This window comes from Streptomyces sp. NPDC030165 (assembly GCF_055573595.1).
The window spans coordinates 638,203-661,267 of record NZ_JBVIBD010000001.1 but is presented as its reverse complement, the minus strand read 5'-3'; the positions used below and the strand labels follow the sequence as shown (position 1 = coordinate 661,267).

The window sequence follows — 23,065 nt, the reverse complement described above, 5'->3', positions numbered from 1 at the left end:
GCGACCCCACTGACAACCGCCTGGCGTGGGCCCTCGCGCCTCAGCCCGCCAGCAGCGCGGCCGTGCACTCTTCGGCGAGGTCCTCCGCGTGGGCGGGCAGCGGGGTGCCGCCGCGCAGATGCCGGCGTACGAGCGACAGTGGTACGTCGATGACCGCGAGGGAGACGCGTTCGGTGTCCTGCGGGGTGCGCGCGCCCAGGTCCCGCGCCAGGGAACCCACCGCCTCCCGTACCCGCCGGTGCCCCTGGTCGGCCCGTTCGGCGTACGCGGCAGGCCAGCCGTCCCGGCCGAAGTCCCGTGCCCCGTACAGGAGGAGCGCCGCTTCCTGCGGGTGGGCGCGGCTCCACGCGACGACGTGCCGGGCCGCCGCAGCGCCCGCGGCCCGCGGGTCCGGCACCGACCGCAGCGCCGCGAAGTACCCCTCCTGGAAGCGTTCGACCGTACGCAGCCACACCTCGGCCAGGAGGGCCGGCCGCCCGGCGAAGCGGTGGTAGAGCGAACCGCTCGGCGCGCCGACGGCCGCGGCCACCGCCGACATGGTCACTGCGGCCGGTCCCGCCTCGGCGGCCAGCCGTACGGCGGCGTCCAGGAGCAGGGTCGTGTCGAAGAGTGGTGGTCTGGCCATGTTCTGGAGAGTAGCCTCTGAAACATATTGGAGGGCTCTCTCCAAAACGCTTCCGTCGCCACGGGAGCGGACCGGGGTGTGCCCTGCCGTGACCCGCTCTCCTCGAAGGTGGACGGATATGGGGATCTTCAATGTGCACGAGCGCGAACTGCCGGTGCCGCGGTGCACGGCCGGCGCGCTGATCGACGGCCTGGCGAGCGCGCACGACCCGCTGTGGCCGGGCCGCGACTGGCCGCCGATGCGGTTCGACGGCCCCCTCCGCGAAGGCGCGGCAGGCGGCCACGGTCCGGTCCGCTACACGGTGACCGCCTACGTCCCGGGCGTCTGGGTGCGCTTCACCTTCAGCGGGCCGCGCGGATTCGACGGCTTCCACGAGTACACCGCGCACGCCCTCGGTGAGCAGCGGTCGGTGCTGCGGCACACCCTGGCGATGCGGGCCCACGGCCGGGCCCGGCTGAGCTGGCCGCTGGCCTACCGGCCGCTGCACGACGCGGTACTGGAGGACAGCCTGGACCGCGCCGAACTCGCCTGCACGGGAACGGTCGTGCGCCCCGCGCGCTGGAGCCCGTACGTGCGCCTGCTGCGCCGCCTGAGCGGAAATTCCCCGAACTCCTCTGCCGGAACGGGAATCTCCGCCATGCCGCCGGTCGCTGAGAGGTGACACGACGTGGGAAGCGCCACGGCCGGGCGCGCCTGCCTGCTGCCACGCCGCACCACAGGGGAGTGCGGCGCGGCAGCGGGGCGCGGCGGCGCCGCCGCCCCCTGAGGTGAAGGAAAGGGGACGGCGGCGCCAGTTTGTGGGGGGTGCCCCGCGAGGCCAGTGGGGGATGATCTCGCAGGGTGGGCCCTGTGTGTGGGGGAAGGGCCCTGGGGAGGAAGCAGATGGGTCAGCCGCGCTGCCGGGCCGCCTTGCGGCGCGCGCTCGCGAACAGGACCGAGGCGCCCAGCGCCAGGACGGCCGCGCCGCCGACGGCTATCGGCGCGGTCGAGCTGTCGCCGCCGGTCTCCGCGAGATGGCTGCCGGCCGCCTGCCGGTCACCGGCCTGCTTCGGATCCACCTCCTTGGCCGTACCGCCGTTGGGGCGCGCGGCGTTCCCCGCTGCGCCGGCGTCCGGAGCCTTGCCTGCGTCCCCGGCCGCCTGGGTGCCGCCGTGTGCGCCGTGGTGCATGTGATCAATGGTCGACCTGCCCGCTTCCGCGGCGATCTGCCGGTCGCTCGGCGCCGCGGCGGACGGGGCCGACGCCGCCGCGCCCTTGCCCGTACCGTCGCCCTTGCCGAAGACGACGTCGGAGCACGTGTAGAACGCCTCGGGGCTGTCCGAGCGCTGCCAGACGCTGTAGATCAGGTGGCGTCCCGACCTGGCGGGCACCTTGCCGCTGAAGACGTAGTCACCGCCCGTCAGCTTCGGGTCGGTCACCTTGGCGAACGGCTTGGCCTCCAGGTCGGACCACTTCAGCGGCTTGGTGGGGTCGTAACCGGCCTTGGTGATGTACAGCTCGAAGGAGCCGCGGTGCGGGGCGGTCGCCTTGTACCGGAAGGTGTGGCTGCCCGCCTTCAGGTCCGTGGACGGCCAGTCGGCCCGCGGCAGGTCCAGGCCCTTGTATTCGGGGCTGTTGGCGCTGCACAGCTTGCCGTCCGGGATGCGTTTCCTGGACTGGCCGCCCGCGTTGCCGTCCCGTACGCCGTTCCAGTCGTACAGGGCCTGGGTGCCGCCGGCCGCGACCATCGCCTTGCAGGCCGCGGACTTCGGGTGCTCGGGGCCCTCGGCGAAGCAGGCGGAGATCCGGCTGACCGGGTCGGTCATCGATCCGTGGGCGACGGCCGGGGTCGCGGTGAGCGCGGTGAGCGCCAGCGGGGCGATGCCGGTCAGCGCGATCCCGGCTGCCTTGCGGCGAGCGGTCATCGTGGGGGTCTCCTTCGTCGGATCAGGGGGAGCGGCACCGGCGAGGGCGCCTGGCCCGGTCGGTGCGATCAGCACGCTAGCCCTGCTGAGCAGGGCATTTCGGGCCGGAAGCCGGTTCGCGGCGATCTTTATGGCCCTCTTAAGGGAGATCTGAGGAGGGGTTAAGTCCCGGGGGCCTGAAGGGCGTGGAGTGAGGGCGCGAGAGCGCGAAACGGGCATGGGGAGGGGGTGGCGAGGGGCCGGGGAGGGGCTGGAAAGGGGTGACGCGGCGGTGGCGTGGCGCGAGTTGACAAAGTTAGGTATGCCTAACCTAATCTTGCGCGAGTGAACGAGGCCGCAACCCCGAACGACACCTGCGCGGGCCTGATCCTCCTCGCCCGCAACCCCACCGACTCCGTCACGGAAGGCTTCCTGCCGGCCGCGGCCCGCCTCGGCCTCGCCGTGACGCTGCTGACCGACCAGCCGGACGCCCACCAGGAGGCGTACGAGCGGTACGCGTGCGCCCGGCGCGGGGACGGGTCGCCGGCGGGAGCGCTGCCCGGCAGGCTGGAGATCGTACCGTGCGACGTACAGGACTTCCGCGCGGTGATCGCGCGAACCGCCCTACGGGCGGCCGAAACCGGCGCCCCCGCCGCGCTCTTCACCAACAGCGACCACCTCCAGGCCCAAGCCGCCCTGGCAGCCGGCTACTTCGGCCTGCCCGGCAAGGACTGGCGCGCCGCGCTCCGCACGAAGAACAAGGCCGAACTGCGGCGCAGCCTCGCCGCCGCCGGACTGGACACGGTCGAAGCCGCCGAACTGGGGCCGGACGACGACCCGGCCGGGCACGGCGTCCCGTACCCCTGCGTGCTCAAACCGCGCGAAGGGGTCGCCAGTGAGGACGTCTTCCTGGTGGCGGACGACGCGGAACTGACCGCGCGGTGCCACGAGATCCGGACACGGCGGCCCGGCGCCGCGCTCCTCCTGGAGGAGTACCTGGACGGCCCGCTGCACACCCTGGAGACCCTCGGCGACGGGCACGCCCTGCACCCGCTGGCCTCGTTCCGTACGGACATCTCGCCGCCACCGCACTTCATCGAGGAACGGCTGCGCCTGCTCCCTGGACCGCCCGGCCCCTGCACCGGCCAGGTCCTGGAACAACTGCGCGCGCTCGGCGTCGGATTCGGCGCCTGCCACACCGAATACGTGGACCAGGGCGGCCGGGCCCGGATCGTCGAGGTCAACTACCGGGCCATCGGCGACCAGTGCGACCTCGTCCTCGCCGAAGCCCTGGACCTCCCGCTCTTCGAGCTGATCCTCCGTACGCACCTGGGGGAGCCACTGCCGGACAGCCTGCCCGTACGGAGCGGCACGCGGGTGCGCATGGAGTACGTGTGCGCCGACCGGGCCGGGATCCTGAAGACCGCCCCGGAAGCACACGTACGGGAGGCGGACGGCGTCCGCCTCGACTACCGGCCCTTACGTGAGCCGGGCGAGCGGCACCCGCTGTACGGCACCAACCGTGACTTCCTCGGAGTGCTGCGGGCGACCGGCCGCGACGAGGGGCGTATCGACGCGGCCGTACGGGAGTTCCTGGCCGCACACTGTTGGGAGATCGTGCCGTGACGGCGGTGGCGGGAGACGGCGTACCGGACACACTGCGGGGTGCGGCCCTGGAAGATGTCACTCCGCAAGACGCGCCCCTGGGGGCCGGGGCTCCGGAAGGCGCGGCCCCGGAGAGCGGAGCGGAAGAGGAACTGATGCGGCGCGTGGTCAGCGCGCTGCTGCGCGAGGACGCGTACGGGCTGCGCCGCCGCGCCGGGACGGTGCGCCGCCCGGACGGGGACCGGCTGCGGCTGAACCTCCCGGACGGTCCGGCCCTGGTCCCGGTCGAGGCCGACGGCTTCCAGTGCGAGATCGCCGCCCGCAGGGGCGAGCTGGAGCGCGCCGACGGCACACGGGTGACCGGGGTGGACGGCATCATGGGCCTGCTGCGCACCGCCGTGGCCCCCGAGGACCGGCCGGGCTTCGACGCCTTCACCGAGGAGTGCCACCAGGCGCTGGCCACGGCCCGGACACAGGCCGCCGAGCGGGCGACGGTCATCGCCCGGCTCGGCCCGCACGCGGGCGGCGGTGCGTACGCGGGCGGCGGCGCGTACGGAGGAGAACGCGGCGCGACGGCAGGCGCCTACGACGGCGACCGCGCCTGGTGCGGCCCCGGCGGCGCGCTCGACTACGACACCCTCGCCGCGTACCGCGACCACCCCGTCTACCCCACCGGCCGGGCCCGCATCGGCCTGGAGGAGGCGCAGCTCCGCGCCTACGCACCGGAGTTCGCCCCCGGCTTCGCGCTGCGCTGGCTGGCCCTCCCGTACGAGGCCGTCAACGGCGACCCGGCGGCGCTGCCCGCCTGGTGGCCCGCCCCCGGCGACCTGGGCCTGCCCCGTCTGGACGGCAGCCACCTCACCCTGCCCGTCCACCCGCTCACCGCCGAAGGCCCGCTGGCCGGAGCGCTGCGCGCCCGCGGCCTGGAGGACGGCGCGCGGCTCGCCGACCGCGCCTGGCTGCGCGTACGGCCCACCCTGTCCATGCGGACCGTCGCCGTCACCGACGACCCGTACACCCACCTCAAACTCCCGCTCGCCACCGCCACCCTGGGCCGCCTCAACCGGCGCGGCATGAAACCCGGCACGCTCGTGGACGGCGCGGTGGGCCAGCGGCTGCTGGAGACCGTCGTCGACCGGCACCCGCGCTTCGCCGAGACCGTGCTCCTCGCCGACGAGAGCACCCACCTGGACGCCGGGCACGACCTGCTGGCCACCCTGGTACGCCGCTTCCCGAAGGGCAGCGGCGGCGCGGCCGCGGTGTGCGGGAGCGCCGACGGGCTGAAGGGCGCGCGCAGCCTGCGCGGCCTGCGCGGGTCCAGCGGCCTGCGCGGCGCCCGGGTCGTACCGCTGGCCGCGCTCGCCGCCCGGATGCCGGACGGCTCACTCGTCGCCGACGACCTCGCCGGCCGCTTCTACGGCGGCGACCTGTACGCCCTCCTCGACGCCTACCTGACGCTCCTCCTGGACTGGCACACCACCCTCTTCGCGTACGGCATCGCGCTGGAGTCGCACCAGCAGAACACCTCCCTCGTCCTGGACGAGGTGGCCGGCCGCCCGCGCCTGCGCCTGCTGCTCAAGGACAACGACGGGCCCCGGGTGAACACCGTACGGCTGGCCGCCGTCCTGGGCGGGGACGCCGCCGACCTGTGCGGATTCGACGACCGGCGCATCCTGGTGGGCGGCGACGCGCCGGTGGCCGACGTCTTCGCCACCATCACCGTCCACCTGTGCGCCGGCGCCCTCGCCTTCGAACTGGCCCGGCTCGGTCGCGCGCCGCTGCCGGTGCTGCTCGGGCAGCTCAGAGCGCGCCTGACGGAGGCCGTCGACCGGCTGGAGGCCGCGCCCGGAGCGGCCGCCGCCGTCCTGCGCCACCGTGTCCTGGATGCCGACCGGCTGCCGGTCAAGGCCATGGTCACGGCCGGCAGCCTGTTCCCGAAACACCGGTCGGGGGCGTCGGACATCAACAAGCACTACGTCACCGGGCCGAACTACCTGGCGCCGGGGCGCTGACCACGTCCTCCGTACCGGGCCCGCGCCGCCGCTCCGGCCCCTGTTCTCCCCACCCCTCGTTGGAGTCCCCGCAATGCCCCTCGCCCCCTCCCGCACGGCCGGCACGGCCCCCACGCTCCCGCTCACGGCCGACGAACCCGTGGCCCACACCCTCCTGAACTGCCTGCTGCGCGAGGTCTGCGGCCCCGAACGGCAGACCGCCGTGGAGGGTGCGCACCTGCTGCTCCGGCTGCCGCGCTGCGGCGAACTGCTGCGGGTCGGGCTGCGCCGCACCTCGCTCACCGGGGCACACCGCTTCACCGGACCGGCCGGGCGGTGGTGCGACGGCAGCTGGCACGAGCTGGGCTGGGCGGAGCTGGCCGCGTGCGCGCAGCGTGAGCTGGAACTGCGTACGGGCGTACGGAACGAGGAATTCCGCGCGCAGGTCGCGTCGAGCCACGCGGGCGTCACCGCCGCCCTGCGCCACGCCGCCGCCCCCGGCCGGGCAGGCAGCCGGGGCACCGGCCCGTACGCCCGCTACCTGCGCTCCGAACAGTCGCTGCTGTTCGGCCACCGGTTCCACCCGACGCCCAAGTCCCGTACGGGCAGCGCCGCCGACTGGGCCCGCTACGCGCCCGAGGCCGGGGCCCGCTTCCCGCTGCGGCACCTGGCCGTACGCGCCGAGTGCGTCCGCGAGGAGGCCGCCACGCCCGGCGCGCTGTCGGCGCTGGACCGGCAGGGCGAGGTGCCCGACGGGTACCGGCTGCTGCCCGCGCACCCCTGGCAGTACGCCATGCTCCGCGCGCACCCCGCCCTACGGGACGCCGTACGGCGCGGCGACGTGCTCGACCTGGGGGAGCGCGGCGACGCCTGCACGCCCACCGCGTCCGTCCGCACGCTCTACGACGGCCGGAACTTCCTCAAGTTCAGCCTCAACACCCGCATCACCAACTGTGTACGCAAGAACGCCGACTACGAACTGCGCGGCGCCGTCGCCCTCACCCGCCACCTGGAACCCGTCGCCACCGCCCTCACCGCGCGCTTCCCCGGCTGCGACCTGCTCCGCGAACCCGGCTACCGCACCGTGGACGCCGGCGACCGCGAACTGGCCGAAGGACTCGGCGTCATCGTCCGGGAGGGCCTGGACGCGCGGCTGCGGCCCGGCGCCACCCCGCTGCTGGCGGCCGCCGTCGCCGACGAGCACCCGTCCAGCGACGCCCAGTTCGGCGAGCTGCTGCGCGGCGCCGACCCGGTGGCGGCGCTGAGCTGGTGGGACGCGTACCTCGCCCTGCTCGTACCACCCGTGCTGGCCGCCTACTTCGACCACGGCGTGGTCCTCGAACCCCACCTCCAGAACGTCGTCCTCGGCGTCGACACCCTCGGCATGCCCGTCCAGGTCCTCTTCCGCGACCTGGAGGGCACCAAGCTGCTGCCCGGCCCGCACGCCGGTTTCCTGGACGGCCTGCCGCAGGACGTGGCCCGCTCCCTCGTGTACGAGCGGCAGCGCGGCTGGGACCGGGTCGTCTACTGCCTGCTGGTCAACCACCTCGCCGAGACGGCCGCCGCCGTCGCAGACCGGCACCCGGCCCTGGAGGGCGAACTGTGGCGCGCCGTACGCGGAGTGCTGCGCGAACGGAGCGCCGCACACGGCGAACCGGCCGAACTGCGCGCCCTGCTGGCCGGCGAGCCGCTGCCCGCCAAGGCCAACCTGCTGACACGGTGGGGGCGCGCGGCCGACCGGGAGGCGGGGTACGTCCGCATCACCTCGCCCGTCGGCCCCGACGCGGCGAACGGTACGGTGTCCGACGGCCCGGCCGCGCCCCGCACCCGCGCCGGATCCCGGGCCGCCTTCCCCCGCCCCCGGAGTACCTCATGATCACCGAGCTGGCCGCGCGCCAGGTGGACACCCTCACGGCCGGGCACCCGGACCCCGGCGGCACCCTCGACGGCCCGCTGCCCGCCTACGTCTACGACCTGGCCGACCTCGACGCCCACGCGGCCTCCGTACGGGCCGCGCTGCCGCCCGCCGTCGAGCTGTACTACGCGGCCAAGGCCAACCCGGACCCGCACCTGCTGCGGACCCTGGCCCCGTACACCGACGGCTGCGAGGTCTCCTCCGCGGGCGAGGCCGCCCATGTGCGCGCGGCCGTACCCGCGCAGCCGCTGGCGTTCGGCGGGCCGGGAAAGACCGAGGCGGAACTGCGCGCGGCCCTGGACCTGGGCGTCGAACGCTTCCACCTGGAGAGCGAGCACGAACTGCGCATGCTCTCCGCCCTCGCCAGGGAGACCGGCCGGCCCGCCGACGTCCTGCTCCGCGTCAATCTGCCGCTCGACGCCGGGATCACGGCCGATGCCGCCCTCGCGATGGGCGGCCGGGCCACGCCCTTCGGCCTCGACCCGGCGCGCGCGGAACACTGCCTGCCGCTACTCTGCGACGGACCGCTGCGGCTCCGCGGCATCCACGCCCACCTGGCCAGCGGCATGGAGGCGCCCGCCCAACTCGCCCTGGCGGCCCGCATCACCGAATGGGCCCGGCACTTCGCAGCCCGGCACGGCCACTCCCTGTGCGAGATCGGCCTGGGCGGCGGCATGGCGGTCGACTACACACGCCCCGACACCCGCTTCGACTGGGCGGAGTACGGTACCGGGCTCGCCGTACTGGCCGACCGTTACCCCGAATTCACCCTGCGCATCGAGCCGGGCAGGGCGCTCACCGCGTACTGCGGCTGGTACGTGACCGAGGTCCTGGACGTCAAGCACAGCCACGGCGAGGCGTTCGCCGTACTCCGCGGCGGCACCCACCACCTGCGCACCCCGGTGGCCAAGGGCCACGACCACCCCTTCGTCGTGCTGCCCGTCGAGGAATGGACCCGCCCCTGGCCACGCCCTGGCGCACACGGCCAGGAAGTGACCCTCGCCGGACAGCTGTGCACCCCCAAGGACGTCCTGGCACACCGGGTCCCGGTCGCCCACCTGCGCGCGGGCGACCGGATCGCCTTCGCCCTGGCCGGCGCCTACGCCTGGAACATCTCCCACCACGACTTCCTGATGCACCCGCCGCCGGCCTTCCACCACGTGGGCGGCGCCGAACCGGCGGACGTCTCCGCGGGACGCGGGTGGCGGGCGGGGAGCGCACGGCCCCGCGTGTAGCGTGCGGAGCGCGAAATGGCCGGTCACGGAGGTGCGGTGGCGCCGCGACCGGCCGTTGTCAGTGGTACCTGTCACGATCGGCACATGAACCAGGAAGCACCGGCGCGGCCGGGGACCGACGAGCTGGACCACCATCAGGCGGCGTACTGGGACGCCGCCGCCGCGCACTTCGACGACGAACCGGACCACGGGCTGCGGGACCCTGCCGTACGCGCCGCGTGGGCCGCGCGGATACGGTCTTGGCTTCCCGGCACACCCGGCGACGTGCTGGACCTCGGCTGCGGTACGGGCAGCCTGGCCGAACTGGCCGCCGAACAGGGGCACCGGATCACCGGCGTCGACCGCTCCCCGCGCATGATCGAGCAGGCCCGCGCCAAGCTGGCGGGCCGGGGAGCCACACTGCTGGTGGGCGACGCGGCCGAGCCGCCGGTGGGGGAGCGGCGGTTCGACGCCGTCCTGGTGCGGCACGTCCTGTGGGCGCTGCCCGATGCGGCGGCGGCGCTGCGCCGGTGGGCGGGCCTGCTGGCCCCCGGTGGCCGGCTCGTGCTGGTGGAGGGCCGCTGGGGCGAGGCGGACCCGGTCGGACTGCCGTCCGCCGAAGCCGTCCGCCTGGCCGCGCCGCTGGCATCCCGTATGCATCTCGAAGAGCTGTCCCACGACGAGGCGTTGTGGGGCCGGAAGGTGCACGACGAGAGGTATGCGCTGACCGTGCACCCGAAGCCGGCCACGGACCCGGGCCCCGCACCGACTCACACACCGTCCCCCGCACCCGCCCCTGTCCCGCCGCCCGCTCCCTCCCGGCACAAGGAAGTGGTGGACGTCCATCTCGTCCTGCGGCGCGGGGACGAGGTGCTGCTCGCCCGGCGGGCCGGTACGGGCTATGCGGACGGGCTGTTGCACGCGCCGTCCGGGCATGCCGAGGACGGGGAAGACGTGCGGGAGGCGATGATCCGGGAGGCCGCGGAGGAGGTCGGATTGCGCCTGGAGCCGGACGACCTGCGGGCGGTGCTGGTCATGCAGCACCGGGCGCCTGCCGGGCAGCCGCGGGTCGGCTGGTTCTTCGAGGCCGCGTACGGCGCCGGCGGCGAGCCGGTGAACCGGGAGCCGCACAAGTGCGCGGAGCTGGGGTGGTACCGCCTCGACGCGCTGCCGGACGACATGGTCGCGTACTGCCGTGCCGGACTGGAAGCCTACCGGGCCGGCCACCGGTTCCTGCTCCACCTGCACCGGCCGGGCGACAGCGTCGCGTACGACCCGCGGGGGCCGGGCCGAGCCCTGGTGCTCGACGGCGGGGCGGTCGGATCCGGCGCGGACGGTGCGATACCCGGCGGCGCCTGACACCGGAGTGCGTCAGGCGCCCGGCAGCTCCCGGACGCAGTGCCACTCGGAGGCGAAGGGGCGGTAACCCAGCGCGGCGTTGATGGCGAGCATCGGGGCGTTCTCGGCGTCGTTGGACGTGAACGCCTGGGTGCAGCCGGCGTCGCGGGCCCGGTGCAAGGAGGCCGTCTTGGCGAGTTTGGCCAGGCCCCGCCCCCGATGGGCGCGGCGGGTGCCGGTCATCTCCGAGCCGTAGCGGTCCTGGCCGTCCGTCCTGGCCAGGCTGAAGGCCGCGATCTCGCCGCCGACCGTCACCACCGTCGTCAGGTCCAGGTCGATGTCCGGGTGCTCCCAGGTGTGGGTGATCCAGTCCTCGTACGTCATCGCGTCGACGGTCAGGTCGTCCGGTTCATCCGCCGTGACCTCGGCGTCCGCCTCGAACAGCGGGCGGGGGTCGGCCCCGAAGTCGGCGGCGGTGCGCAACTCCGTACCGGGCGGGAGGCTCGCGGGCAGCGGCGGGAGGGCGGCGTGGGCGAGGTCGAGGCGGAGGTAACGGGCCGGGCGCAGGCGGCGGTAGCCGCGGCGTTCGGCGAAGGCCAGCGAACGGGGGTCGTCGTGCGGGTGGGCGTGGAGGTGGGTGGCGCCGAGGCCGGTCAGGTGGTCCTCCGCCGCGTCGAGCAGGGCGCTGCCCACGCCCCGCCCGCGGTGGCCGGGATCGACCAGCGGCGCGACGACGCCCTGCCCGGGTGTGCTGCTGTCGTGTGTGATGCCCGCCTTCGCCGCCCCGACGACCCGGCCGCCGGCTTCGGCGACGAACACCCGCAACTGCCGGGCGGCAGGCGCCTCGGCGACCTCCCAGGCGACGGACTGCGGAGTCGAGATCCCGTAGGGCAGCACGCGACGCCGGACGTCGCAGACGTCCCGGGCGTCGGAGCGGCGGAAGGGGCGCACGGTGGTAGCCATCAGCGGGACGGTACGCCCGCCACCCGGCCGCCGCCTCCGAATATCGCGGGCGGAGGCATCGGGATGTCACCGCACGGCGGTGCCGGCCGGGGCACTGCCGGGCGATGGCGGGCCGGCCGTGGCCGGAATGACGGTGGGAGTGTGGTGAACGGCGCGCCGGAGGAGCGTGCGGGGCGGCGCGCGCTTCGGCCGGGAGGGTGCCGACACGGGGCCGCGGTGCGACATGGGCGGCCCTGCGGACACGGCGGGCGCGGCTGGCGCACAATGGGGGCGCCCCACCCCCCCGCGTCCCTCGCAACCCCCGTACCAGGAGCGCCACCGTGGCCGTCCAGCAAGCGCCGCCCCTGCGGCTGACCATCGACCCGGACGCGGCGGACGCGCCGTTCGAGCAGGTCCGGGCCCAGATCGCCGGACAGGCCCGCGCCGGCGGGCTGCCGGTCGGCCGCAAACTGCCCACCGTACGCGGCCTCGCCGAACAGCTCGGGCTGGCCGCCAACACCGTCGCCAAGGCCTACCGCGCCCTGGAGACGGACGGTGTGATCGAGACCCGGGGACGCAACGGCACCTTCATCGCGGCGGCCGGAGAGGCGGCCGACAAGGAAGCGGCAGCGGCCGCCGCCTCCTATGCGCGGCGCGCCCGCCGCCTCGGCCTGGACCACACCGCCGCCCTCGCGGCCGTCACGGACGCCCTGCGCGCGACCTACGGAGACGACGCATGACCGCCACTGGAGGAGACGACGTATGATCGCCACCGCCCGCGTCCAGTGCACCGCCCTGGACTGCCCCGACCCCCTGCGGCTCGCCCGCTTCTACGCGGAGCTGCTCGGCGGCGAGATCAACCGCCCGACCTCCCTCTGGACCACCGACGACGACTGGACCACCTTGCACACCGAAGGCGGCCCGGTCCTCGCCTTCCAGCGCGCCCCGGGCCACCGCCCGCCCCGCTGGCCGGACCCGGAGCACCCGCAGCAGTCCCACCTGGACCTCGGCGTCGACGACATGGAGGCCGCCCACCGGCAGGTGCTCGACGCGGGCGGCACCCTGCTCGACGCCACCCACGACACCGGCGCTCACGGCTTCCGCGTCTACGCCGACCCGGCGGGCCACCCCTTCTGCCTCGTGCGGGAACGCCCCGAGGACCGGCGGGAGTACCGGAACGGCACCGCGTAACCGGCGAGGAGGCGCCCGTGCGCCGGCCCGGCCCGCGCCGGGCCGGCGCACGGGCGGGGCCTTGCCGTGCGCGGCGTTCAGCGCAACCAGGCGGGGTGGCCCTTGGGCCGTGGGAGGCCGGGATAGGGGGCAGGGTAGGCAACGCGCGTGACGATATGGCAGTGGTTGCACCACCACAGGCAGCCGTCCGCGTCCACGTCGTCCCCCTCACATGCCATACACGTGTCGCCCGCGACGTTGGCCGCCACGCCGCGATGGTTGCCGTTGGCCATACGCCGCTCGTACGCCGCCCGTTCCAACGCGTAGCAGCGAAGGCACAGCGCCTCGTTCAGACCCGGCAGCTTCACCGTGTCCTGGCCGCACGGGCACAGCAGCACGCCGACATGGCGCGGGTCCAAGCCGATCGGTCCGCCGCGCGGCCGTCCTTGACTCATGCCGGAACCTCTCCTGTACCGGCGCATCCACTGCACCGCGTCTTCACCGTGCCACCGCCCTGCGTCTCCCACTCGACTTCGCCGGCACCACCGCAGTCCGGGCAGTCCTTCTCCGGCGGCATCCGGTCAGCCATGGCTCCCATCCTCCTCTCCGGCGCGGGGAGCCGCTGAGCTTTGAGCTGATCAGCTGATCGTCCGACCGCCGTGCCCCTACAGGTACAGCCCCGAGTCCGCCCCCGAGTCCTGTGCCGGGACCGATGCGGGACCGGTGCCGCGGCGCAGCGCGTACAGCTCCGCCAGGGTCGCCCCGTCGCGGCCGACGCCTTCCTCCGTGCCGAGCCAGCGCACCGCCTCCGTCCGGTTCAGCGGGCCCACTTCGATACGGGCCAGGCAGCGGCCGGGACGGACCACCGCGGGGTGCATCCGCTCCAGGTCCTCGTTGGTCGTCACACCGACCAGGACGTTGCGGCCCTGGCCCAGCAGCCCGTCCGTCAGGTTCAGCAGCCGGGACAGCGCCTGTCCCGCCGTGTGCTTGGCCTCGCCGCGGATCAGTTCGTCGCAGTCCTCCAGCAGGAGCAGCCGCCAGCGTCCCTTGCCGGCCGCGTCGTCCTCGCCGATGGCGATGTCCATCAGGTAGCCGATGTCGTTGAAGAGGCGCTCCGGGTCCAGGACGCAGTCGACCTGGCACCAGTCGCGCCAGGAACGGGCCAGGGTGCGCAGCGCGGACGTCTTGCCCGTGCCGGGCGGCCCGTGCAGCAACAGCAGCCGTCCGGAGATCTCCTCCGGAGCCACCTTCATCAGCCGGTCCAGGGCCCCGGCCACCGGCGCGGTGTAGTTGGGGCGGATCTCCTCCCACGTGCCGGCGGAGATCTGCCGGGTCGTACGGTGCGGACCGCGCCGGGGGGAGAGGTACCAGAACCCCATCGAGACGTTCTCCGGCTGCGGCTCCGGCTCGTCCTCCGCGCCGTCGGCGGACTGGCCCAGCACCTTCTGGGCCAGCTCGTCGGTGGTGGCCGTGACGGTCACGTCCGCGCCGCGGTTCCACCGTGAGATCAGCAGGGTGAAGCCGTCGCCCTCGGCGAGCGTCGCGCTGCGGTCCTCGTCGCGGGCCGAGCGCAGCACCTTGGCGCCGGGCGGCAGCAGCGTCAGGCCGGATTTGACCCGGTCGACCGAGCGGCTGCGCGCGTACGGCTGCTCGCCGCTGGCGAACCGCCCCAGGAACAGGGCGTCGACGACATCGGACGGCGAATCGCTGTCGTCCATGTTCAGACGGATCGGGAGGGACTCCTCGGCGGGGGACGGCTGGACGCGGTCGGCACACATGACCACCATGATCCGGCAACAGCGGCCGCCGCGTACACGGAATTTCCCCTGTCACCGGGTCTTTCTCCAGGAACTCCGGCAGCAGGCGGACGGGGGCCCCGCACTTCCCCGGAAACCGGCCGTCCGGCCCGCGAAGCTGACTAGGCTGGCCCGTCGTGGGACGTCATGGGGAACGTCACGGTGGGGACCGGCACGGCGGTACGGAAGCGGCACCGCCGCCACCGGATCCGCCGGGCACCGGAACAGTCGGGCCACGCCGCAGGATCCGCAACCGGCACCGCGCCGCAGCCCTGCTCGCGATGGGCGTGGCGGCACTGGCGATGGCGCTGGCGATGTGCGGCTTCCCGCCGGAGAGCGGCAGCGACGGCGGGCGGGCCGCCACGTCGCCCGGCGCGCAGGTCGGCTGGGGCTTCACGCACACCGAGTACAGCGCGGACCGCGGCGAGGAGCCGGCCACCGCGAGCGCGGACCGGCTGCTGTCCGCCGACCCGATGCCGCAGAACCAGCACATCATGGGCTGGGGCGCGCAGAACCCCGAACCGAGCCCCGGTGAATACGACTTCAAGGAGCTGGACAGCCGCGTCGACCTGATGCGCCGGACCGGCGGCACGCCCGTACTGACGCTGTGCTGCGCCCCGGACTGGATGAAGGGCGGCAAGGCCGGGCGGACGGACTGGAGCGAACTGGAGAAGGCGCCGAGCCCGGAGCACTACGCGGACTTCGCCGAGCTGGCCGGCACGATCGCCCGCCGCTATCCGGACATCCGGCACTTCATCGTCTGGAACGAGCTGAAGGGCTTCTTCGACGAGGCCCGCAACCGCTGGGACCACGAGGGCTACACCCGCCTGTACAACATGGTCTACCGGGAGCTGAAGAAGGCCGACAAGGACAACCTGGTGGGCGGCCCGTACGCGGTCATGGACAGCTACGCGCCCGGTGACGACACCTACGCCTCCGACGTCAAGGGCCCGTGGGGCAGCCTCGACCGGCGCACCGTCGACGCCGTCGAGTACTGGAACGAGCACAAGGCGGGCGCGGACTTCGTCGTCGTGGACGGCTCCAGTTACACCAAGGACGGCAGGTACGTGCCCGACGCGTTCACCGCCACCCGGAAGTTCGCCGACATCGGGCGCTGGCTGCGGAAGACGACCGGCGGCCTGCCGCTGTGGTGGGCGGAGTGGTATGTCGAGGTCGCGGACGCGAACGACGACCGCCGGGGCTGGAGCGAGCCGCGCCGCACCGCCACCCAGGCGAGCGCGCTGATCTCCATGGCCGAGGGCGGCGCCACCAGCGGCTTCTACTGGAATCCGCAGAACGAGGGCGCCGACTGTCCCGGCTGCCTGTGGCGCAGCACCGAACTGCGCGACGGCGGCAGCCGGCTGCCCATGATGGACCTGCTGTCCCGCTTCTCCCGCGCGTTCCCGCCCGGTACGTCCTACGAGCGCGTCGACGTGGGCGGGGCCGGCCGTACGGGCGTCCGCGTCCTCGCCGACGACCAGGACGTCCTGGTGGTCAACACCCTCGGCCGTGCCGTCCGGGCGACGGTGGACGGGAAACCCGTCACTCTGGACGCGTACGCGATCCAGTGGCTGAAGCGCTCCTGAGAGCCGCCGCCCGACGGTGGCTCCTGTGCCGTCGGGCGGCGGCTCACGACATGGTCACGAACCGCTGGACGAGCGCCACCAGGAAGACCAGCAGCAGGGGCAGGGTGAACCAGAAGGAACTCTGCATCCAGCGGAGCTTGCGCACGCTCGGCCGCAGCCCCACCCGCACCACCTCGCGGGCCGCGAGCAGCAGGATCAGCGCACCGGCCGCCAGCGCGCCGACGACCGACCACGACGTCCACGTGATGCGCGGGCCGGCCGGGCCGGGGGCCGGCTCGTCCACCGGCCCCGGCGGCTGCTGCTTCAGCTCGTACAGCGCCGCGTGCTCGTTGCTCATCACGCGGCGCAGTTCGGGGCGCTGGTCGAGGGAGGTACGCAGCCGCTGTTCCCAGCTGGCGGCGTAACCCGAGCCCAGGCGCAGCGACTCCGCCTGGCCGTGGTTGACCATGAAGTAGGAGTGCGGTCCGGCGTCGCGCAGCGCGTCGACGACCGAGTCGGTCAGGACCGGGTCGCGCGGGGCCAGGACGGGCACGTACTGCACCCGTTCCATGTCCTTCGCCCCCCACGGCATGGCCGGGGTCACGTCGTTCACCGTGTCGTTGGTGGGCCACAGCACCCGTGCGGTGGGCCGGTCGTGCGCGTAGACGTAGTCCATCGCGGCCACCTCGCCCGGCCGGACGCGCTCGAACGGCTCGTTGCCCCAGCGCGCCACCAGGAAGCCGGTCACCAGCACCAGGCCCGTCAGCAGGGCGGCGAGCGGGCCCAGGCCGCGGCGGGTGCCGGCGGCGCGCGGGAACAGCGCGAGGGCGCCGAGGACGCAGGCGCCGGGCAGCGCGAACATGAACACCCGCAGCGCCATCTCGCCGCCGTAGGACTGCATGCCGAAGGCGAGGAACGGCACGAAGGTCAGGACCAGCAGCGACCGTTCGCAGAACCCGGCGGCCCGCCGCCGCAGCACGCCCCAGCAGGCCAGCGCCATGACCCCGCCGGCCAGCGCGACCCGCGCGTACAGCACCAGCTTGTGGGTGCTGTCGCCGGTGCCGATCCGGCCGGTGACGGACGAGGAGACGTTGCCGCCGATGCCGCCCACGCCGCCGAACAGCTCGTCGAAGTGCCCGGACCAGTACGGCTCGGCGAGGAAGCCGACCCAGACCACGACGACCATGCCGAACAGCAGCGGCAGCCCGTACAGGGACGTACGGCGCACCAGCACCAGGAAGGTCAGCACGCCCAGCATCACGAACGGCGTGAGCTGGTGGCCCGCCACGGACGCCGTGAACAGCAGGGCCAGCACGGCCAGCAGCGCCACCCGCTGCCCCCGCCCGGCCGGCGCGACTTCCGCCTCGCCGGGCCAGCGCTTGCCGCGCAGCACCCGCGGGTCGCGGAACCACACCAGCAGGACCGCCGCGAAGACCAGGTACAGCAGGTACGTGAAGCCCTGCGGGGAGAAGTAGTCCTGGCCGACCCAGCCGCACAGCGCGAACAGCCACGCCGCGCTCCACTTCGCCCGCCAGCCCGCCCGTACGGACTTCAGCAGCAGGAACACCGGGGCCAGGTACAGCAGCTGGATGGTCAGCGGCCACCAGCGCAGCACCTCGGTGAAGTCCGTGATGCCGCACGCCTCGGCGAGGAACTGGGCCGCCGCGAAGAAGCCCGGCCAGCTCCAGCGCGCGTCCAGGTCCGGGACGGCGGTGCCGGTCCGGCCGATGTGGTCCAGGAAGCCCAGATGCTGCCAGGCCGTCGGGAAGCGCGGTTCGGCCTCCAGGACGGCGGGCAGCGCGTGCAGGGCCACCACGGTCAGGAGCAGTACGGCCGTGAGCAGGGCGCGCCGCGGCCGGGACAGCCACAGGGCCGACGCGAAGGCCAGCACGAGCAGGACGGCGCCCAGCAGGGTCGCCGCGGGCAACACGCTGATCAGGCCGAGCCCGCCCATCCGGTCAAGGTCGGCGTCGCCCATGCCGCGCAGCGGCAGCCAGAACAGCGCGAGGGCGGCGATCAGCAGGGCCCAGATGCCGATGTCGGGGCGGTCGCTCAGCCGGGCCGTGAGCCGGTTGCCGAGCGGGCCGGTTGCCGCCGGCCGGGCTTTGAAGGGGGCGGACGCCGCGAGCCGGGCTTTGAAGGGGGCGGACGCCGCGAGCCGGGCCTTGAGGGCGGCGGACGCGGTGGGGCGGGGGGCGGGTGGCGCGGCGGCGGGTGCTTCCGGGGCCGGGCCCGGGCGGGCCGGTGGCGGCCCGTCCGCCTCCGGTGCCTCGGCGGGCTCCGCCCGGAACACCTTCATGGGCGCTGCGGGCGCCGCGGGCCCCGGACGCTCCGTACCGTCGCCCCCCTCGCCCTGCGCCCAGGACGGCACCGGCGGCCGGACGTCCGGCCTGCGTTCCATGTGCTCGAAGTCCACGTGCAGCCCCAGCGGCATCGTGTCGACGTCCCCCAGCGTCCGCTGCGCCCAGCTGGGCCGGTGCGGCAGTGCGTCGGCCGCGTCGGCCGCCGCCTCCCGCGCACGGTCGGGAGCCGTCGGTACGGCGGCGTCCGGGCCGGGCGCCCGGGCGTCCCCCAGGTCGCCGTTGACGGCCAGGTCCGCCAGGTCGCCGTCCGGCGCCAGACCCTCGGCGGGCGCCCGCGTCAGCGGCGCGGAGGGGTGCCCCTTGAGGATGCGGTACAGCTTGACGGACGCGATCGAGACGATCACCGTCAGACTGGAGATTTCCGCGACGCCCGCGCCGGTCAGCCCCATCCGCGGCAGCAGCAGCACCGTCAGGCCGAGGACCAGGACGCACAGCAGGCCCTGCATGTACGCCAGTCCCGGGGTACGGCTCTGGGCGCGCAGCACCGCGAAGTAGACCTCCATCACGACGCGCAGCGCGGCGCCCACCGCGAACCAGCGCAGCAGCGGGGTGGCGGCGTCCGCGTACCCCTGGCCGAAGACGGCGAGGATGTACGGCGCGCACACGAAGAGGAAGAGACAGACCGGGATCATGATCCGGGCCATCCGGCGCAGCGCGGCCCGGGTGTTCTCGGCCAGCCGCGCCGGGTCGTGCGAGCCCTCGACGGTCAGCGAGGCACCCATGTTGATGGCGAGCAGGTTGACCGTGCCGCCGATGGTGGTGGTGATGTAGAAGTACGCGTTGTCGGCCGAGCTGACCTGGGAGGCGACCAGCACCGGCACCAGGTAGACGACGGCCAGCGAGAACAGCGAGCCGGTGTAGTCACCGGCCAGGAAGCGGCCCATCTCGCGCAGCGACGGCGGCCGGGCGGTCCGCTCGGTGGCTTGCACGTGCCGGGGCACCAGCCGGCGGAAGACCAGCCAGCCCAGTGGCAGCACGGACACCCCGATGGCGGCGACCCACGAGACGAAGACGCCCGCCAGCGGGATCGCCGCGGCGAACGCGATCAGCAGCCCCAGCTTGACCGCGGAGAACACCAGGTTGCCGACCGGCACCCACAGCGCGCTGCGCAGCCCGGTCAGCACGCCGTCCTGGAGGGTCAGCACCGACCAGGCGACCACGGCGACGACGAACCCCAGCCCGTGGACCGGCCCGTGCAGGAACCGGTACGAGGGCCCCCAGAGGTTCAGCGTGAGCAGGAAGACCGTCGCGGCGAGCGCGACCACCACCGAACTGCCCAGATACGTCCGCAGGACCAGCCGCCCGGTGGACCGGCCCGCGACCGGGATGTAGCGGGCCAGCGCGCCGGTCAGCGTCAGTGAGGTCAGCCCCGCCAGCAGTTTCATCGCGGCGATGGCCGCCGAGCCCTGGCCGACCGCGGACTCCGTGTAGTACCGGGCCGCGATCAGCCAGAACCCCAGACCGAGCAGTCCGGAGATGCCGGTGTTCAGCATCAGCGCGTAGGCGTTGCGGAACAGCGGGCTGCCCCCGCCGTCCGCGCCGGGCAGCCGGCCGCCGAACAGGCGCTTGCGCCCGCCCCCGGCCGGTTCCCGCTCCGTACGCCGCTCGGTCCGGGTGGTCGTGTCAGACACGGCTTCCGTGCACCTTCCCCACTGCCTTGACCGCCTGACGGGCCCTGCGGACCACGGCGTATCCCTTGGTGAGCGCCCGCTCCCGGGCGAAGTACCGCCCGACGGCCCGGCCCTCCACCAGCCGCGCGAACTCCTCGGTCCCGGTGCCGCGCCGTACCGTCAGCCGGGTCAGCGCGTACGGGCCCTGGCAGCGTCCCGCCAGGGCGTTGTTGACCGCCAGCGACTGCCGGAAGCCCGCGCCGCGCACCGCCCGCCGCACCCGCCTGCTGGAATGGCCGTACGGGTAGGCGAACGACGCCGGGGGAGTACCCAGTTCGTCGGCGACGAGCTGTTTGCAGCGGGTGACCTCGGACCACAGGCGGTCGTCGGAGATCTGGTCCAGCTGCGGGTGGGTGTGGCTGTGGCCACCGATCTCCACGCCGGCGGCGGCCAGTTCGCGCGTCTGGTCCCAGTCCAGCATGGTGTCCAGAGCGCCCCCGGTGTCGTACGGGCCGCGCAGCCACCCCGTGGAGACGAAGAGGGTGGCCGTGAAGCCGTGCTCGGACAGCGCGGGCAGGGCGTGCCGGTGCACGCCTTCGTAACCGTCGTCGAAGGTGATCAGCACCGGCCGCTCGGGCAGCGGCCGGCCGCTCCGCCACGCCGCCCCCAGCTGGGCCGTGGTCAGCGGGGTGAAACCGAGGTCGTCCAGCACCGTCATCTGCTCGGTGAACGCCTCCGGTGTCACGGACAGGTCCAGCGCGGTCGGCGCGGGCGCGTGCGCGACCGCGTGATACATCAGGATCGGCACCGTGCACGGTGTGGTCATGCCACCGCCCCCTCACTCCCCGGAGACGAAGACTCGCCACCCGCCCGGGCAGTTGCGGGGAACGTCACCTCGGCCGGTTCGTGCGGGCCCGTGGGGTGCCGGGCCGTACCTCCCGTCCCGTCCGGTACGGGCACCACCACGAAGCCGCTGCCCGTCGTCCGCCGGTCGCGTCGCGCCCGCAGGCTCCCGAGCGCGTAGCCGTACGCGGTGGCGGACACCCCTGCGACGATCGCACCCGCCCGGCCGGCGCCGCCCGGCCGCCGCAGCAGCGCGTCACGCACGCCGCGTGCGACGCCCGCCGGGAGCACCCTGGTCGCGTAGCGCCGTTCCGTCGACAGTCCCTCGCGCGCGCCCACGCTGCGTGTCACCAGCGCCTTGGACAGACCCTCCGCGTACGTACGGGAGCGGAAGTACGCGAAGCGCTCCCGGCCCGCGGGCACCCGGTGGTGGATCACCGACCGGTCGTCGACCAGCAGCACCGCCTCCGGCGCCGCGCGGGCCAGCCGGATGCACAGTTCGGTCTCCTCGCAGCCCAGCGGCCGCTTGCCGGCGTCCCGGCCGATGCCGGTGGCGAACCCGCCGGCGATCTCGAACGCCTCCCGCCGGAAGGAGGCGTTGCCGCCCAGGACGTTGCGGACGCGGACCGTGTGCGGGCCGTCGGCGCCGGCGGGGAACAGCCCCCGGTACGCGCAGCCCACCACCCAGTCGAACTCCTCGGGGAACCAGGCCGGCCGGCGCCCCGAGGCCCATACCGGCTCGGTCCGGCCGCCGACGGCCAGTACGCGCGGATCGGCGTAGCCCTCGGCGAAGTGCAGCAGCCAGTCGCGTTCGGCCACCGCGTCGTCGTCCAGGAAGGCGATCACCTCGCCGGTGGACTCCGCGACGCCGGTGTTGCGCCCGGCGGACAGTCCGCGCGGCCCGGCGTTGGCCAGTACGCGTACCGGACCGCTCCGCCCGGATGGCGCGAAACGTTCCCTCAGCCGGTCCAGCAGGGCCGGATTGTGGTCGACCACGAGCAGGGTCTCGTGGGCCGGATGGGACTGGTCGTGCACCGAGGCCACCGCGGCGAGGATGTCGTCCCAGCGGTCCTCGGTGTATGCGCAGATCACCACGGAGACGCGGACGCTCAAGACGCCTCTCCCGTGATCATGGCCGGGCGGGCGGGGCGCTTGTGGCGCGTGCTGCGCTCGCGCAGTATCACCTTCAGCACCCGGAACCCGTCCCGTACGGCACGCAGGTTGCTCACGCCGTGGATGCGGTTGTACTCGTGACTGGGGATCTCCTGCACCTTCAGACCGGCCTTGACCACGCGGATGTTCATCAGCGTCTCGACCTCGAACCCGGCGCAGTCCAGGGCGATCTGGCCCAGGCAGTGCCGCCAGAAGGCGTTGTAGCCGTAGCACAGGTCGGTGTAGCGGGCGCCGAACTTGGCGTTGACCACGGTGGTCAGCACCCGGTTGCCCAGCTTGCGCACCGGCGTCATGTCGTCGGTGCCGCCGCCGTTGGCGAACCGCGAGCCCTTGGCGAAGTCCGCACCCCCCACCAGCGCGGAGACATAGCTGACGATCTCGGCGCCGTCCGCCGAGCCGTCCGCGTCGACCATCACGATGATGTCGCCGGTGCAGGCGGCGAACCCGCTGATCAGGGCGTCCCCCTTGCCCTTGCCGCGCTGTTCGACGACCTTGACGTCCGGCCGCAGTTCCCGAGCGACCGCCACCGTGGCGTCGGTGGAATTCCCGTCCACCAGGACGACTTCGTGTATCCACTCCGGAAGTGTCTTGAAGACGTACGGAAGATTCTCCGCCTCGTTCATCGCGGGTATCACGACACTGACCGGCGGAGCAATGGCCAGATGCGAGGAAACGGGACGGTATTGTCCCTCGGCGCTCAGCGGTGTCAACGACTTCTGATCCGTTTCCGCGGAGTGGAGAAATGAACTCATGAGTCTGTTTCCCTCTCGTCCGGTGGACCGCCCACCCCCGGGCGGCCCGGATGGGTATCCGGTTCGAAAGGGGGGTTCACACCCCGCTCAGAACGGCATTGATCTTTCCGCCGGGTGAACAGGGTGAGCTGGCATGCGTGTTTCCGGCCGCGCGGCTCGTGTCCCGATGATCGACGCGGTTCTCGTCATGTGAAGATCGGACACGGCACCCCCCTACCGCGCCCCGCCCCGGGCCCAGTCGCGGCGCTTGAGCCCTCCCCTAGAGCCGCCTTGCATGACG

General features: G+C 73.8%; 18 protein-coding genes. 9 read left to right on the top strand and 9 right to left on the bottom strand.

Annotation, left to right across the window (positions count from 1 at the left end; translation table 11 throughout):
• Positions 1–40 precede the first annotated feature (40 nt).
• The gene (locus ACZ4Z1_RS03010; protein ID WP_468484789.1) at positions 41–625 is read right to left on the bottom strand and encodes a TetR/AcrR family transcriptional regulator; all 585 of its coding nucleotides are present in this window, start codon (positions 623–625) and stop codon (positions 41–43) included.
• 118 nt (positions 626–743) lie between these two features.
• On the opposite strand from ACZ4Z1_RS03010, the gene ACZ4Z1_RS03005 reads away from it, so the two are divergent.
• On the top strand, positions 744–1,286 hold the full coding sequence (locus ACZ4Z1_RS03005; RefSeq protein WP_468484788.1) for an SRPBCC family protein: 543 nt from the start codon (positions 744–746) through the stop codon (positions 1,284–1,286).
• 226 nt (positions 1,287–1,512) lie between these two features.
• Here ACZ4Z1_RS03005 and ACZ4Z1_RS03000 read toward each other — a convergent pair whose 3' ends face one another.
• Positions 1,513–2,529, bottom strand: a complete 1,017-nt coding sequence (locus ACZ4Z1_RS03000; RefSeq protein WP_468484787.1) for a lytic polysaccharide monooxygenase auxiliary activity family 9 protein — start codon at positions 2,527–2,529, stop codon at positions 1,513–1,515.
• 324 nt (positions 2,530–2,853) lie between these two features.
• Between ACZ4Z1_RS03000 and ACZ4Z1_RS02995 the strand changes: the two genes are divergently transcribed.
• From ACZ4Z1_RS02995 to ACZ4Z1_RS02975, 5 genes are all read left to right on the top strand, one after another.
• The gene (locus ACZ4Z1_RS02995; RefSeq protein WP_468484786.1) at positions 2,854–4,134 is read left to right on the top strand and encodes an ATP-grasp domain-containing protein; all 1,281 of its coding nucleotides are present in this window, start codon (positions 2,854–2,856) and stop codon (positions 4,132–4,134) included.
• Positions 4,135–4,268: 134 nt separating this feature from the next.
• A complete protein-coding gene (locus tag ACZ4Z1_RS02990) occupies positions 4,269–6,125 on the top strand; it encodes an IucA/IucC family protein (protein ID WP_468484785.1) in 1,857 nt (618 codons plus the stop codon).
• Positions 6,126–6,198: 73 nt separating this feature from the next.
• Positions 6,199–7,980: an IucA/IucC family protein gene (locus tag ACZ4Z1_RS02985; protein WP_468484784.1), complete on the top strand. Its 1,782-nt coding sequence runs from the start codon at positions 6,199–6,201 to the stop codon at positions 7,978–7,980.
• On the top strand, positions 7,977–9,254 hold the full coding sequence (locus tag ACZ4Z1_RS02980; protein WP_468484783.1) for a type III PLP-dependent enzyme: 1,278 nt from the start codon (positions 7,977–7,979) through the stop codon (positions 9,252–9,254). The genes ACZ4Z1_RS02985 and ACZ4Z1_RS02980 overlap by 4 nt, the downstream gene beginning before the upstream one ends.
• A gap of 84 nt (positions 9,255–9,338) precedes the next feature.
• Positions 9,339–10,592: a methyltransferase domain-containing protein gene (locus ACZ4Z1_RS02975; RefSeq protein ID WP_468484782.1), complete on the top strand. Its 1,254-nt coding sequence runs from the start codon at positions 9,339–9,341 to the stop codon at positions 10,590–10,592.
• A gap of 12 nt (positions 10,593–10,604) precedes the next feature.
• Here the strand turns inward: ACZ4Z1_RS02975 and ACZ4Z1_RS02970 are convergent, their stop codons facing one another.
• Positions 10,605–11,534 carry a GNAT family N-acetyltransferase gene (locus ACZ4Z1_RS02970; protein ID WP_468484781.1) on the bottom strand — a complete coding sequence of 310 codons (930 nt, stop codon included), beginning with the start codon at positions 11,532–11,534 and terminating at the stop codon, positions 10,605–10,607.
• A 320-nt stretch (positions 11,535–11,854) separates the two neighbouring features.
• Here ACZ4Z1_RS02970 and ACZ4Z1_RS02965 point away from each other — a divergent pair, with 320 nt between their 5' ends.
• Both ACZ4Z1_RS02965 and ACZ4Z1_RS02960 read left to right on the top strand, forming a co-directional pair.
• Complete coding sequence (locus ACZ4Z1_RS02965; RefSeq protein WP_468484780.1) at positions 11,855–12,253, top strand: GntR family transcriptional regulator; 399 nt, start codon at positions 11,855–11,857, stop codon at positions 12,251–12,253.
• Positions 12,254–12,275: 22 nt separating this feature from the next.
• Positions 12,276–12,704 carry a VOC family protein gene (locus ACZ4Z1_RS02960; RefSeq protein WP_468484779.1) on the top strand — a complete coding sequence of 143 codons (429 nt, stop codon included), beginning with the start codon at positions 12,276–12,278 and terminating at the stop codon, positions 12,702–12,704.
• A gap of 77 nt (positions 12,705–12,781) precedes the next feature.
• Here ACZ4Z1_RS02960 and ACZ4Z1_RS02955 read toward each other — a convergent pair whose 3' ends face one another.
• Together ACZ4Z1_RS02955 and ACZ4Z1_RS02950 are read right to left on the bottom strand one after the other, a co-directional pair.
• The gene (locus ACZ4Z1_RS02955; protein WP_468484778.1) at positions 12,782–13,138 is read right to left on the bottom strand and encodes a hypothetical protein; all 357 of its coding nucleotides are present in this window, start codon (positions 13,136–13,138) and stop codon (positions 12,782–12,784) included.
• Between the two features lie 210 nt (positions 13,139–13,348).
• Entirely contained in the window at positions 13,349–14,461 is a 1,113-nt protein-coding gene (locus tag ACZ4Z1_RS02950; RefSeq protein ID WP_468484777.1) for a DUF5925 domain-containing protein, read from the bottom strand.
• Between the two features lie 299 nt (positions 14,462–14,760).
• On the opposite strand from ACZ4Z1_RS02950, the gene ACZ4Z1_RS02945 reads away from it, so the two are divergent.
• Positions 14,761–16,065 (top strand): xylan 1,4-beta-xylosidase, encoded by a 1,305-nt coding sequence (locus ACZ4Z1_RS02945; protein ID WP_468484863.1) that lies wholly within the window; start codon positions 14,761–14,763, stop codon positions 16,063–16,065.
• A gap of 43 nt (positions 16,066–16,108) precedes the next feature.
• Here ACZ4Z1_RS02945 and ACZ4Z1_RS02940 read toward each other — a convergent pair whose 3' ends face one another.
• Genes ACZ4Z1_RS02940 through ACZ4Z1_RS02925 form a run of 4 tightly spaced genes read right to left on the bottom strand, consistent with a single transcriptional unit; the run spans position 16,109 to position 22,785 of the window.
• Positions 16,109–20,038, bottom strand: a complete 3,930-nt coding sequence (locus ACZ4Z1_RS02940; RefSeq protein WP_468484776.1) for a lipopolysaccharide biosynthesis protein — start codon at positions 20,036–20,038, stop codon at positions 16,109–16,111.
• Positions 20,031–20,843, bottom strand: coding sequence for a polysaccharide deacetylase family protein (locus tag ACZ4Z1_RS02935; protein ID WP_468484775.1), 813 nt, complete (start codon positions 20,841–20,843; stop codon positions 20,031–20,033). The genes ACZ4Z1_RS02940 and ACZ4Z1_RS02935 overlap by 8 nt, the downstream gene beginning before the upstream one ends.
• Positions 20,840–21,973 (bottom strand): glycosyltransferase family 2 protein, encoded by a 1,134-nt coding sequence (locus ACZ4Z1_RS02930; protein WP_468484774.1) that lies wholly within the window; start codon positions 21,971–21,973, stop codon positions 20,840–20,842. The genes ACZ4Z1_RS02935 and ACZ4Z1_RS02930 overlap by 4 nt, the downstream gene beginning before the upstream one ends.
• Positions 21,970–22,785, bottom strand: a complete 816-nt coding sequence (locus tag ACZ4Z1_RS02925) for a glycosyltransferase family 2 protein (protein WP_468484773.1) — start codon at positions 22,783–22,785, stop codon at positions 21,970–21,972. The genes ACZ4Z1_RS02930 and ACZ4Z1_RS02925 overlap by 4 nt, the downstream gene beginning before the upstream one ends.
• Between the last annotated feature and the right edge of the window lie 280 nt (positions 22,786–23,065).